Raw genomic sequence first — 12,646 nt, 5'->3', positions numbered from 1 at the left:
AGGGCGCTGCTGCGCGCCGACGCCGATCGCGACGGGCGGCTGTCGGCCGCCGACGACGCCCGGCGCGGCGCGTGGACCGCCGCCCGGGGGGCGATCATGCTGCCGAACCTGGACGACGACGCCTCCCGCTGCCCCACGGCGGGCCCCGGTGGGAAGCGGCTGACCGATGCGGCGCTGGCGGCGTGCGACGACGCGGCGGACGCGGTGGTGAACGGTGCGGCCGACGCCGCCGACCTGGCGCCGCTGGAGATTCCGGCGATGGCGGGCGCGTCCGGTTCCGCGCGGGCGACGCTGCGCGCCGACGCCCGCTCGGCGGACAAGGTGCGGATCTTCGTCCGCCGCGGCGGGCGGCTGACGGCACTCGGCGCGGACGGCGGGATCCGCCCCGGCGAGCTGCGCCGCGGGGTGCGGCTCGCCGTCGAGGCGCGCGACGTCGTCCGCGACCCGGCCGCCTGGTCCGGCTTCAGCGACCTCACGCTGACGGTCACCGACGGCGGCCGGACCCGGGCCGACACGGTCCGGCTGCGCGTGGCGCCGGTTCTCTTCCAGCACGACCTCCTGCCGCTGGACCGCGCGGTCGTGGCGAACCCCAAGGCTCCCGTGACGCTCGAAAAGGGAACAGCGCCCGACAAGCCCGTCAAGGGGCAGGAGGCGTACCGCCGCGACCTGCGGCGCGGCCTGGACGCCGAGGGCCTGCGCGCACCGTTCATCGAGTCGCCGGCGGGGGGCGACCAGTGGATGGGCGACATGTTCAAGGCCGGCTACGCGTCCATGCCGGGCCCGGACGGCAAGGAGCACCACATCGTGGTCAACCTCAGGTCGCCCGCCGTGACCCCTCACTTCCCGGCCCGCGACCGCCCGCTGCGGGACGCGTCCCGGCCGGTGTTCACCTTGATGCGCGGGCCGGGCGTCGCGGGCCTCCAGGAGTTCGACGCGACGGCGGTCGACCGTCCCGACGACAACCTGTACTACGGATCGGCCAGTTCGAGCGGCAACTTCGGGACGATCCCGCCCTACGGCGAGTACCGGACCGGGCGGATCGTGTACGGAGGCGAGGGCAGGTTCGCGCCCGACGCGACGTTCACCCGGATGCTGGAGGCCCAGGGCTACCAGGACCCGATCGCCATCGACACGAGCTGGCTCGGGGTGGGCCACATCGACGAGTTCTTCCACTTCGTGCCCCGGCGCGGCGGCAAGGGCTGGGCCATGGTCGTCGCGGACCCGCGGATGGGCATGGACCTCCTGACGAAGGTCGCCCGCGGCGGAGGCGGCGGGCAGCGGCTGGTCGAGGGCGTTGCCCCGTCCGACACGCAGTTCCCGGGCCTCACGGTCGCCCAGGCCCTCGCCAAGCCCGAACTGGTGAACGGCACCCGCATCGCGGCAGCGGGCGTCGACCGCGCGCTGCGGCAGTTCCGCGAGAAGGCCGGGATCACCGAACGGGACGTCATCCGCGTTCCGGCGCTGTTCACGCAGCTCGGCCTGCCCGACGGCTATCCGCGCAAGGACCTGACCGTCACGTACCTGCCGGACGCCGCCAACGGCATCAGCACCGGCACCGGCGGTTATCTCGCCCCGGCCCAGCACGGGCCGCGGCAGGGCGGGCAGGACGTGTTCCAGCGGGCGACCGAGCAGGCGCTGCGCGGAGCCGGCGTGCGCGTCCACTGGATCGAGGACTGGGACTACTCCCACTACGTCGGCACGGCCGGCGGCGACATCCACTGCGTCACCAACGTGCAGCGCAATCTGAGCGGCACCACGTCCTGGTGGCGCCCCGCCCGATGAGCCCCGGGGGTGGGCGTCTATTCGTTCAGGCCGTCGGGGCCGGCGGCGGTGTCGATCCGGTAGCCGACGCCGGGCACCGTGGCGATGAGCCATGGTTCGCCGAGGCGTTTGCGCAGGGCGGAGACGGTGATGCGGACGGCGTTGGTGAACGGGTCGGCGTTGGCGTCCCAGGCCCGTTCCAGGAGCTCCTCGGCGCTGACGACACCGCCCTCGGCGGCGGCGAGGACTTCGAGGACGGCGAACTGCTTGCGGGTGAGGGCGACGTAGCGCCCGTCGCGGAAGACCTCCCGGCGGAAGGGGTCCAGCCGCAGGCCCGCGATCTCGTGGACCGGGGGGCGGGCGTGCGCGCGCCTGCGGTCCAGCGCGCGCAGCCGCATGACGAGCTCCCGGAGCTCGAACGGTTTGGTGAGGTAGTCGTCGGCGCCGAGCTCGAACCCCGAGGCCTTGTCGTCGATGCGGTCGGCGGCGGTGAGCATGAGGATCGGGATGCCGCTGCCGGAGGCGACGATCCGCCGGGCGACCTCGTCGCCGGAGGGGCCGGGGATGTCGCGGTCCAGGACCGCGAGGTCGTAGGAGTTCACGCCGAGCAGTTCCAGGGCGGAGTCGCCGTCCCCGGCGATGTCGGCGGCGATCGCCTCCAGCCGCAGCCCGTCGCGGACGGCTTCGGCCAGGTAGGGCTCGTCCTCCACGATCAGCACGCGCATACCCGAAGACTAGGCGGCGCGGCATATCGCCGGCATATGCAACTCGCGCGTCCACGCCGGTCGTGCGGGAGGCCGTCCGGAGTGGGGAGGCCGCGCGGTCAGGGCGTGGGGAGCCTGCGGACGGCCACGCCGATGAACTGATCGGCGCGGACGAACCCGTAGTCGCGAGAATCCCAGCTGGTGGCCGCGTTGTCGCCCAGCACGACGAGGGCGCCCGGCGGGACGGTCTCCTCCCGCGCCTCCCGCAGGGACGGCACCCGGTCCACCGGCACGGGATCGCCGGCCACGGCGATCGCCCGCTTGACGAGCAGGAGCCCGTCCGGGTGGTCCCGCACGACCGGAACCTCCTCGTCCGGGGCGGGGCCGGGCTCGTCCGGGGGCGGCGCGTCCAGCGTCGGCGGCCGGATCCGCACCACCACGATCTGGCCCGCGCGCACCCGCCGGGTCCGGCGGACGAGGAGCCGGTCGCCGGAGTGGAGCGCCGGCTCCATGCTGGGCCCGTCGACCGTGGTGACCAGGTACCGCAGGCGCACCCACACGGTGAGGGCGCCGACCGCCAGGAGCACGCCCGCCGCGGCGGCGAGCCACGTCACGCGAGGTCCTCGGAGGGCTGCGGGGTCTCCTGGTATCCGGCCGCCTGGAGGCGGAACAGGCGGGCGTAGCGTCCGTCCGCCGCCATCAGCGACTCGTGGGTGCCGAGCTCGGCCACGCGGCCCTCGTCGAGGATCGCGATGAGGCCGGCGTCCCGGACGGCGCTGAGCCGGTGCGAGATCAGCAGGCTGGTCCGGCCGGACCGGTGGAGGCGCATCTGGGCGTGGACCTCGTGCTCGGCCTCGGGGTCGAGGCCGGAGCTGGGCTCGTCCAGGATCATCAGGTCCCGGCCGTCGCGGACGAAGGCGCGGGCCAGCGCGAGGCGCTGCCACTGGCCGCCGGACAGCACCACCCCGGTGCCGGCGTCCTCCTTGTCGGCCTCCGAGAAGAACATCCGGGTCAGCAGGGTGTCGTAGCCGTTCGGCAGCCCGGCGAGCTTGTCGTGGACGCCCGCCCTGGCGGCCGCGTCCTGGACCGCCTCCGGCCGGTCGAGCGTCCGGAGGTCGCCGACCGCGATGTTCTCCCTCGCGGTCATGTCGTAGTTCATGTGGTCCTGGAACACCGCGCTGATGCGCTCGCGCAGCGCGTGCGGCGGGATGTCGCGCAGGTCGACGCCGTCCCACAGGATCCGCCCGCGGGTCGGGTCGTACATGCGGCAGAGCAGCTTGACCAGGGTGCTCTTGCCCGCGCCGTTCAGGCCGACCAGCGCGACGGCCCGGCCGTGCGGGATCGTCAGGTCGACGCCGCGCAGGACCCACGGATGGTCGTCGCTGTACCGGAACCACACGTCCTGGAACTCGACGCCCCGCCGCAGCGCCGGGGCGTCGCCCGTGGCGGCGCTCGGCAGGTCCGGCTCCGCGCGGGTCACCGCGACGTAGTGCGTGAACACGAGCAGGCGGCCGTGGGCGGTGGCGATCGAGGACGTCAGCAGGCTCAGGGCGGTCTGCACGCCGGCGACCGCGGCGACGAACATGGTGACGTCCCCGGCGCTGAGCGTCCCGTGCCGCGCCGCCGCGATCGCCCACCACAGGCCGCCGCCCGCCACCGCGCCGCTCAGCGCGGTCAGGCCGCCCTGGACGGCCAGCTCGCGCCGGCTCATCCGCTGCTCGGCCCGGTTGCCGCGTACGCGTTCGGACATCATCCGGGCGCGCAGGAAGGCGCCGATGCCGAACAGCCGGATCTCGGTGGCCGCCTCCACGTCCGTCAGCAGGCCGCTGTAGAAGTACTCGCGGCGGTGGGTCCGCTCGGTCGCCCACTGCATGGCCGCCCGGCTCCGCGACAGCAGGAGCTCGGCGACCAGCGCCGGGACGGCGGACAGCAGCACCAGCCCCGTCATCGACGGGCTGATCACCAGCAGCGAGACGAGGAAGCCGGCGAGGGACAGCGCGCCGCGGGCGGTGCCGCAGACGGCGTCGACCAGGAATCCCGCGCTGGCGGACGCCTCCTGCGCCAGGCGCAGCCGGTCGAGGAAGACGGGGTCCTCGAACCGCCGCAGCCCGACCTGGCGTTCCGTCGCGGCGAACAGCCGGTCGGTCGCGAGGACTCCGGCGGCCCGGCCGGCCTGGTCGCGCAGGTACGTGCCGATCCCGGGCAGGGCGGCGGCGGCCAGCCCGGCGGCCACCAGGGCGGCGGCCGGGCCCGCGACCGGGTCCTGCGTCATCGTCAGCCGGTCGAGCACCGTCTTCATCAGCCAGGCGGTCGCGATCGGCGCGGCGGCCTCGGCGAGGGTGACCAGCAGGTAGCCGGACACGCCACCGGGCGCCGACCGCCAGATGAGGGCGGCCGCCTCGGTCCCGGCGGCGGCCAGTCCGCGGACGTGGGCGCGGCCCCTCATGCGCCCGGCCCCCGGCCCGCGCCCAGCGTCTTCACGCCGGGGATTCGATGGGCAGGTCCTCCAGGCGCCCGCCCGCGGCCACCACGCGCTGCCCGCCGTCGACGATGTAGAGCGCCGGCGTCCAGGTGTTCTGGAAGGCGTTGCTCACGGCGCCGTCGTGCTCCTCGACGACGACGCGGACCGCCGGCGACAGGACCGCGACCAGCTCGGGGTCGTCACCGGACACCACCGCGAGCCGGGGCAGGCCCGTCGCGAGTCCCGCGAAGCGCGGAGCCAGCTCGTGGCAGGGCGGGCAGTTCGCGGAGAAGAAGCCGACAAGGCCGAGGAGGTCCGCCTGGGTGACCGGCTCGCCCTCGGTGGTCGTCGCGGTGAAGTCGCCGATCTGCGAGCCGGGCCCGAGCGCCATCGGCGGGCCCCCGTGCTCCCCGTGGCCCGGTTGCGCGGCGTCGTGCCCGCGCAGCCTGCGGATGAGGGCGAGGGTGAGGACGAGGTTGAAGGCGGACAGCAGCCCGACGAGGACGACGGCGGCGGTGAGGTAGGGCATCAGGGGTTCCTCGCGAACAGCTCGACGATGTCGTCGAGGGAGACGATCAGCACCGCTCCGGCCAGCCCGGCCGCGGCGGCCACCGCGACTCCGCCCGCGGGCGGCAGGTCCCCGGGGGACAGGGCGCCGAGCACGGCGCAGGTGAGGAGCACTCCGTTGCGGGCGAGATGGCGCGGGCCGAGCGGAGCGCTGGACGGGCCGAAGCAGCGGCAGGCGGTGCGGCGTCCGCGCCGGAGCGCCGCCGCGACGGCCGCGGTGAAGGCGGCCAGCAGCACGGCGGCGAGCCCGAAGCCGAAGGGGGCGGTCACCGGCGCGACCAGCAGCGGCGGCACCAGCGCCTCGAGCGCGGTGGTGGCGATCGCCAGTAGCCGGGCGCGGCCGGGCCACGCGGGCACCAGCGCGGGGACGGACCTGGCGAAGCCGTCGAGGTCGCGGAGTTTGGACACGGCCGACACGGCGAAGACCAGACCGACCAAGCAGGCGCAGCCGATCCGCACGAGTTCCATCCGCACTCCTCAGGAGCACCCGCGGGCAGCGTCGCGCCGCCGCCCGCGGGGGAGTTCCACGGTCAGCCGCAGGCGCCGATCACGTAGTGGCGGCACTGGCCGTCGCAGCAGACCTTCTTGTAGTAGATGGTCTGCGAGCAGTAGTAGTACGTCTTGCAGGCGGCGGACGCGGTGGCCTTGGGGGCCACGCGCGCCAGCAGGCGGTCGACGAGACGGCTCATGCTTGTCTCCTCTCCCCGGCCGTTGCGGCCGTGGGCGGTGATCATGATTCGGACCAACCGGATTACAGCACACCGAGCGCCGCGATTCCGCCAAAAATGATCATTTCTCTCGCTGGCGTGTTCGGCCTGGCCAGGCGAGGGGGCCGGCGGGATCCGCCGGTGTTCCGCCGCGCCGTGCGGTCCGCCCTCGGGGATGAGCGTCAATCCGTCCGCGGGGTGATCTTCCGGAGCGGAGACCCGGTCCGGCGGTGGATCACGGGGACAAGTGGCGCATTCGAGAATCAGTGGACCAATCCGTGCAACTGCGCGGGAGAGGCATCGATCCCCACGGATCGACCCCCACGAAGGGAACCTCATGCGTCTCGGACACAGGATTCTCGCGACGGGCGTAGCCGGCGCGGTGCTCCTGCCGGCTTTAACGGCCACCGCCTTGGCCGCCCCGGGCGACACGACGAGCCCCGTCGAGAAGGCGCGCGTCGACCGCGTGCCCACCCCGAAGCTCGCCTGGTACAAGTGCTACGACTACGCGGAATGCGCGACCGTCCGGCTGCCCTTGGACTACGACGATCCCAAGGGCGCGACGACCGAGATCGCGCTGCTGAAGGTGAAGGCGCGCAACGCCAAGAAGCGGATCGGAAGCCTCTTCGTCAACCCGGGCGGGCCCGGCGGCCAGGGCACCGCGATCGCGTACCAGTCGCCCTACTTCCTCGGCGCTGACGTCCTCGACCGCTTCGACGTCGTCGGCTTCGACCCGCGCGGCATCGGCTTCAGCTCCAACGTCGCCTGCTTCAAGTCCACCAGGGACCAGACGCTCGCGCTGGCGGGGATGGGCGTCGCGTTCCCGGTCGGCGCGAAGCAGGAGGCGGCCTACGTCAAGTCGGCCAAGGCGGTCGGCAAGGGCTGCTCGACGACCGGGAAGAAGCTGGCGGGTGCGATGTCGACCGCCGAGGCGGCGCGCGACATGGACGTCCTGCGCCGCGCGGTCGGCGACAAGAAGCTGTCCTACCTGGGCTTCAGCTACGGCACGGCGCTCGGCCAGTACTACGCGAACATGTTCCCCGACCGGCTGCGCGCCGTGGTCGTGGACGGGGTCATCAACCCCGTCTCCTGGGCCGGCACCCCCAAGACCGCGAACCGGATACTGGACGACCGGCTGCGGTCCGCCGACGGCGCCTACAAGGCGCTGCGGGAGATCCTCGTCCGCTGCGGCAAGGCGGGCAAGGCGAAGTGCCAGTTCGCGCAGTTCGGGGACCCCGTCAAGAACTTCGACGTCCTCGCCAAGCGGCTGAGGGCGAAGCCCGCCGACGTCGAAGGCGAGAAGGTCACCTACGCCGACTTCGTCGGCGCGGCCCTCGGCTGGCTGTACGACCCGGGAGGCTACGAGGTCATCGACGCCATGGCCACCGACCTGTGGAAGGCGACCTCGCCCGCGTCGTCGGCGGCGCAGGCCGCCAAGGCGCGCAAGGCCCTCGCCGCCCGCATCGCGGAGCGCCGGGCCGAGGTCGCGCGGCAGAAGGAGGCGGCGGAGAAGGTCTCGGCCAAGGACTTCCCCTACGACAACGGCCTTGAGGCGTTCAGCGGGGTCACCTGCACCGACGGCCTGCACCCGAAGAAGGCGGGGAGCTGGCCGGCGCTGACGGCGGCGTCCGACAAGAGGGCCCCCTACTTCGGGCGCGCGTGGGGCTGGAGCAGCGTCCAGTGCGCCCGTGACGCCTGGAAGGTCCGCGACGAGGACGCCTACACGGGGCCCTTCAACCGGCGGACGAACGCTCCCGTCCTGTTCGTGGGCAACTACTACGACCCGGCCACGAACTACAACGACGCCGTCTCGTCCAGCAAGCTGCTGCCCAACAGCCGCCTGCTGTCCAGCAACAGCTGGGGACACACCGCCTACGGCACTTCGGAGTGCGTGACGAAGGCGGTCGACGGCTACCTCGTCGGCGGGAAGCTGCCGCCCGCGGGCAAGGTGTGCGTCGGCGACACCCAGCCGTTCGCCGACGGCTCCGAATCGGCGCCCCAGACCAGGGGCCCGGCGGACGCGAGCGCGATGGCGCCCCAGGCGGCCGCCACCGGCAACGGCACGAAGCTGCCGCCGGTGGCCACGCGGGTCCCCACGTCCATCCTGCTCGGAACCCGCTGACCTGAACACCCCTGCCGGGCGGGCCGTGTGACGGCCCGCCCGGTGCGCGCTTCGCCGATCAGCCGACGCGCAGCGAACGGAGCAGCGTGTTGACGTCCGGCCAGAGCCGCTTGTGGGACGCGGGCACGTCCAGCCACTCGAACGAGGGCCGCGGCCGCCCGGTGTCGACCACCACGACGGTGGACAGGTCCATCGTCGAGCTGACGCCCTCCTTCCGGAAGTGCATCTCGCGGACGATCACCCAGCCCTTCCGGCCGCTCACGTTCAGGGGCTGGGACGCGACGTCGCGGCCGGTCGTGGTCTCGGTGAAGGTCTTGTTCTGACTACCCGGTCACCTCCGGATCCGTCCGCCGGCTCGGGCCCCAGGCGCCGCCCAACGCGGCGTACGACAGGCGTGCGTCGCCATCGCCGACCCGTCCGAGGACCGGTGACCCGGGCCCCTTGTAGCGCGGGACCCGCACGACCTTGGTCAGCCGCACCTCGCCTTTGGGGAGCTGCGGCGCGGTCAGGGCGGGAAACCTTCGCGCCCGGCACGGGCCTGTCTCGGCCGGCGATCCACGATGGGTCTCAGCGCCCCGCCCACGTGCCCGACTCGATCAGCGATGACCGATTATGCCCGGCCCGTGCTCTCGGGCTCCTGCCGCCGTGTCAGCCGACCTCGAGTTGCAGGACGACGTCCTGCATCGGGTCTCCGACCGCGATGACCCGCACGTTGGAGATCCTGGGGGCGGTGTTGGTGGTGACCGCTATCGTCCAGACCGCCTGGTTCGCGGACGCGACGGGCGGGCCGACGCTGGAGACGGAGCGGACCCTCGCCAGCCAGTGGGCGACGACCTGGACGGTCGATGCGAGAGTCGATGGGGAACCGGCGCAGAATTGCGGGCAACCGGAGTAGACGAGGCGGGCCCGGTCCGCGTCGACCTTCTGCTCCTTCTTCAGAGTGAATCCGGAAGGCGCCCCGATGGTGGCCGCGTCCTTCTTGTTGGCCGCGTAGGCGGAGTCTCCTCGCAATGCGTAAGTGAGACCCGTGCCCGCGACGGCGAGCACCGCGAGAAGCGCCACCGCGATCAGGACCGCGCGTTTGGGGTGGCCGGGCGCCGGTGGCAGAGGCCTGGTGGGAGGGGCCGCCGGGGACGGGGGCGCCTCCGCGGCCGGGCGAGGCGGGGCGGAGGCGACGCGGCTCAGCATGGCCCGGAGAGCGGCGGTGTCCGGACGCCCGGCGGGGTCCTTGTCGAGCAGCCGCTCCACGACGGGCTGGAGCGGCCCCGCGTTGCTCATCGGGGAAGGGGCCTCCGTGGCGATGGCCACCAGGACGGCGCCGGTGGCGGAGCCGGCGAAGGGCGGACGGCCCTCGACCGCGTTGTACAGCGTCGCACCGAGCGCCCACAGATCCGTGGCGGCGGTGGCGGGCTGCCCGCGGACCTGCTCGGGCGCCATGAACGCCGGCGTGCCAAGCAGCGCGCCCGAGCGGGTGAGCGCGGTCTCGCCCTCCACCGCGGCGATCCCGAAGTCGGTCAGCAGGGCCCGTTCGCCCTCCAGCAGGACGTTGGCGGGCTTGAGGTCGCGGTGGACGATCCCGGCCCGGTGCGCCGCCGCCAGAGCGTCGAGGATCTGGAGACCGAGCGCCGCCGCGCGATCCGGTGCCAGCGTGCCCTCCCGCGCGAGGAGATCGGCCAGGGAGCGCCCCGGCACGAGCTCCATGATGATCCACGGCTGGCCGTCCTCGGAGACCACCAGGTCGTGGACCGTGACGATGCCGGGGTGGCGCAGCCGGGCGGCCGCGCGCGCCTCGCGGTCCAGCCGCGCCGTCCAGGACGCCCGCTGCTCGGAGTCCAGTTCGGGGGGCAGCCGCAGCTGCTTGGCGGCCACCTCCCGTCCGAGCCGCGTGTCATGGACGCGCCAGACCGTGCCCATGCCGCCCTGGCCCAGCGGTTCGATCAGCCGGTACCGGTCCAGCAACACCCGTCCGAGATCATCAGCCACGGCAGGACCGTACTCCGGAGGGCGGCGTGCTCTCCATGCCCGCCCTTGACCGGCATGAGAGGACGCCCACGCCCCGTTCCTTTCCGTGACACGCCCCGGGTGGCTCGCGGGGTGCCGGCGCGAGGGTTGCGAGAATGCGTGCGTGCCTGAACCCCGAGGTCAAGGGCCCTTGCCGTCCTTGCTCGCGCTGCTCACGATCATGACCGGGCTGGTGGACTCGGTCAGTTTCCTGGAGCTCGGCAACGTCTTCGTCGCGAACATGACCGGGAACATCATCTTTCTCGGGCTGGGGCTGGGCGGCAGCGGGACGGAGATCATGCTGGCCGCGCTGTCGACGGGGTTCTTCTGCGCCGGCGCGGTCGTGGGCGGCCGCGTCGCCTTCACCCGGCCGGTGCACCGGGGCCGGCTGCTGGGCGCGGCCACGGCGGCGCAGGCGGTCGCGCTCGCCGCCGCCGCGGTGATCGTGGCGAACCTCGGTCACCGCTCCGGCTCCGGCCGCCTCGCGACGATCGCCGTCCTCGCCGTCTCGATGGGCTGGCAGTACGCGATCGTCCGGCGGCTGGAGGTGCCCGACCTCAGGACGGTCGTGGTCACCACGACCCTCACCGCGCTGGTCGGCGAGCGCGGGCAGCACGGTGCGGCCCTCGCGCGCAGGGGCCTCTCGATCGGGGCTCTGCTGCTGGGCGCGGCCATCGGCGCCCTGCTCATCCGGCACGTCTCGGTGTCGACCCCCCTGTGGTGCGCGGCCGTCCTGCTGGTGGTCGTCGCCGTCGCGTCCTTCCTCGCCGCGCGGCGGCCGGACGCCCGGAACTGGGCCTGACCGGCGGGGCCAGGTGGGAGGACGCGGATGCTGGGTAGCGCGACCGCATGGACAGAATCACGCGCGGGCTGACCGCCGGGGCGGCCGGGACCACCGCTCTTAACATGGTGACCTATCTCGATATGGCGGTTCGGGGACGGCCCGCCAGCAGCACGCCGGAGAAGAGCGTGGAGAAGCTGGCCGACGTCGTCGGGTTCGCTCTGGGCGAGGGCGAGGAGGCCGAGAACCGCAAGGCCGGGCTCGGGCCGATGCTCGGCTTCGGCACCGGACTCGGCGCGGGGCTGCTCTACGGCCTGCTCGCCGGACGCCGGCGCTTCCCCCGGCCGGCCGGGACCGCCGTGCTGACGGCGCTGGCGATGGCCGGGTCGACCGCCCCGATGACCGTTCTCGGCCTGACCGACCCCAGGAAGTGGTCGGCGTCGGACTGGGCGTCGGACGTCGTGCCCCACCTGGCGTACGGCGCGGTGGCCGCCCTCGTCTACGAGGCTCTGAACTAGGGCCAGGGCGCGGCGAACGCCCTGGCCGGGTTCGTGACGAAGATGGCCGTCGCCGCCTCGCGGCCCAGTTGCCGCTCGACGCGCGGGCGCAGGGCGCGGAGCGTGTGGGGGACGCCCAGTTCCGCGCGTGCGCTCGCCGTCGTCGTGTCGCCTCCGAGCAGGAGCCGGTGGGTGTGCCCCGCTTCGGCGAGCGCGGCGAGCGACTCGAACAGGTGCCAGTCGGTGGCGTGGTGGGCGCGGGACGGGCCGTCGAACGCCAGGTAGGCGCCCGATTCGGCGGCGCGGCGGTGGACCCACGGGTCGGGAGAGCGGTTGAGGTGGCCGAGGATCACCCGGTCCGGCGGCACGCCGAGGGCGCCGCAGAGCAGGTCGAGGACGTCGAGGGCCGAGGTCCCCTGCTCCAGGTGGACGCCGATGGGGGCGCCGGTCGCGTTCGACGCCTCGGCCGCCGCGGTCATGACGCGCCGGGCGCGGGCGTCCAGTCCGTGGAAGGCCGTGGCGACCTTGATCATGCCCGCCCGGCCGCGGGTCAGCTCGTCGACGAAGAGGTCGGCGGGCCGGACGCTCTCCAGCGGGTCGGCGTCGTAGTGGGCGGCCTGGTGCAGGCCGGTGGCGGCGATGACGTGGACGCCCGTGGCGCGGGAGACGTCCGCGAGGTCGTCGATGCGGCGTCCCATCCCGTGGGGGGTCCACTGGGCGACCGCCCCGCCGCCGAGGCGGGCGAAGGCGCGGAGCTGGGCGGCGGCCGCGGCGGGGTCGTCGAGTTCCTCGCCCGGCAGCCGGGGCGAGCGGATGAAGAGGTGGTCGTGGGCGTCGCACACGCCGAGGTCGCCGGGGGCGATGTCGCCGAGGACCGTCCTGATCCTCACAGTTCCGCCGCCGCCACGCGCAGGCCGGCCAGGGCCTTCGGGACGCCGATGTAGGGCGCGAGGTGGACGAGCGCCTCGACGATCTCCTCGCGGGCCATGCCGAGCCGCAGGCAGGTCCGCACATGCCCGGCGAGCTGCGGATCCACGCCGCCCAT

General features: G+C 73.8%; 14 protein-coding genes. 4 read left to right on the top strand and 10 right to left on the bottom strand.

The features are described 5' to 3' along the window. Nucleotides 1-1,782 (top strand): protein-arginine deiminase family protein (locus ABD944_RS41680; RefSeq protein WP_345187685.1); only part of this gene is annotated, 1,782 nt, incomplete at its 5' end. A gap of 17 nt (nt 1,783-1,799) precedes the next feature. On the opposite strand, the gene ABD944_RS41675 is transcribed toward ABD944_RS41680, so the two are convergent. The 6 genes from ABD944_RS41675 to ABD944_RS41650 form a co-directional block, all read right to left on the bottom strand. Continuing rightward, the gene (locus tag ABD944_RS41675) at nt 1,800-2,486 is read right to left on the bottom strand and encodes a response regulator transcription factor (RefSeq protein WP_345187682.1); all 687 of its coding nucleotides are present in this window, start codon (nt 2,484-2,486) and stop codon (nt 1,800-1,802) included. Between the two features lie 98 nt (nt 2,487-2,584). Beyond that, the gene (locus ABD944_RS41670; RefSeq protein WP_345187679.1) at nt 2,585-3,079 is read right to left on the bottom strand and encodes a S26 family signal peptidase; all 495 of its coding nucleotides are present in this window, start codon (nt 3,077-3,079) and stop codon (nt 2,585-2,587) included. Then, nucleotides 3,076-4,911, bottom strand: a complete 1,836-nt coding sequence (locus tag ABD944_RS41665; protein ID WP_345187677.1) for an ABC transporter ATP-binding protein — start codon at nt 4,909-4,911, stop codon at nt 3,076-3,078. The genes ABD944_RS41670 and ABD944_RS41665 overlap by 4 nt, the downstream gene beginning before the upstream one ends. A 31-nt stretch (nt 4,912-4,942) precedes the next feature. Next, nucleotides 4,943-5,455 carry a peroxiredoxin family protein gene (locus ABD944_RS41660; protein ID WP_345187674.1) on the bottom strand — a complete coding sequence of 171 codons (513 nt, stop codon included), beginning with the start codon at nt 5,453-5,455 and terminating at the stop codon, nt 4,943-4,945. Continuing rightward, nucleotides 5,455-5,961, bottom strand: coding sequence for a MauE/DoxX family redox-associated membrane protein (locus ABD944_RS41655; protein WP_345187672.1), 507 nt, complete (start codon nt 5,959-5,961; stop codon nt 5,455-5,457). The genes ABD944_RS41660 and ABD944_RS41655 overlap by 1 nt, the downstream gene beginning before the upstream one ends. A gap of 62 nt (nt 5,962-6,023) precedes the next feature. Further along, a complete protein-coding gene (locus ABD944_RS41650) occupies nt 6,024-6,182 on the bottom strand; it encodes a hypothetical protein (RefSeq protein WP_345187669.1) in 159 nt (52 codons plus the stop codon). 430 nt (nt 6,183-6,612) lie between these two features. Here ABD944_RS41650 and ABD944_RS41645 point away from each other — a divergent pair, with 430 nt between their 5' ends. Continuing rightward, nucleotides 6,613-8,322: an alpha/beta hydrolase gene (locus ABD944_RS41645; RefSeq protein ID WP_345187666.1), complete on the top strand. Its 1,710-nt coding sequence runs from the start codon at nt 6,613-6,615 to the stop codon at nt 8,320-8,322. A 58-nt stretch (nt 8,323-8,380) separates the two neighbouring features. Here the strand turns inward: ABD944_RS41645 and ABD944_RS41640 are convergent, their stop codons facing one another. Together ABD944_RS41640 and ABD944_RS41635 are read right to left on the bottom strand one after the other, a co-directional pair. Continuing rightward, nucleotides 8,381-8,584 (bottom strand): hypothetical protein, encoded by a 204-nt coding sequence (locus tag ABD944_RS41640; RefSeq protein ID WP_345187664.1) that lies wholly within the window; start codon nt 8,582-8,584, stop codon nt 8,381-8,383. Nucleotides 8,585-8,970: 386 nt separating this feature from the next. After that, on the bottom strand, nt 8,971-10,305 hold the full coding sequence (locus ABD944_RS41635) for a serine/threonine-protein kinase (RefSeq protein ID WP_345187662.1): 1,335 nt from the start codon (nt 10,303-10,305) through the stop codon (nt 8,971-8,973). Between the two features lie 169 nt (nt 10,306-10,474). Here ABD944_RS41635 and ABD944_RS41630 point away from each other — a divergent pair, with 169 nt between their 5' ends. Together ABD944_RS41630 and ABD944_RS41625 are read left to right on the top strand one after the other, a co-directional pair. Then, nucleotides 10,475-11,125 (top strand): YoaK family protein, encoded by a 651-nt coding sequence (locus ABD944_RS41630; RefSeq protein WP_345187659.1) that lies wholly within the window; start codon nt 10,475-10,477, stop codon nt 11,123-11,125. Nucleotides 11,126-11,172: 47 nt separating this feature from the next. Continuing rightward, nucleotides 11,173-11,622 (top strand): hypothetical protein, encoded by a 450-nt coding sequence (locus ABD944_RS41625; RefSeq protein WP_345187657.1) that lies wholly within the window; start codon nt 11,173-11,175, stop codon nt 11,620-11,622. On the opposite strand, the gene ABD944_RS41620 is transcribed toward ABD944_RS41625, so the two are convergent. Beyond that, nucleotides 11,619-12,491: a phosphotriesterase family protein gene (locus ABD944_RS41620; RefSeq protein ID WP_345187655.1), complete on the bottom strand. Its 873-nt coding sequence runs from the start codon at nt 12,489-12,491 to the stop codon at nt 11,619-11,621. The genes ABD944_RS41625 and ABD944_RS41620 overlap by 4 nt on opposite strands. After that, nucleotides 12,488-12,646 carry a carboxymuconolactone decarboxylase family protein gene (locus tag ABD944_RS42600; protein ID WP_425550330.1) on the bottom strand — a complete coding sequence of 53 codons (159 nt, stop codon included), beginning with the start codon at nt 12,644-12,646 and terminating at the stop codon, nt 12,488-12,490. Before ABD944_RS42600 ends, ABD944_RS41620 begins: the two co-directional genes overlap by 4 nt.

It is taken from the genome of Actinomadura verrucosospora (genome assembly GCF_039540335.1).
Lineage (GTDB): Bacteria > Actinomycetota > Actinomycetes > Streptosporangiales > Streptosporangiaceae > Spirillospora > Spirillospora verrucosospora.
Note: the sequence above shows the minus strand (reverse complement) of the source record. Positions and strands in the feature narration are given on the sequence as shown.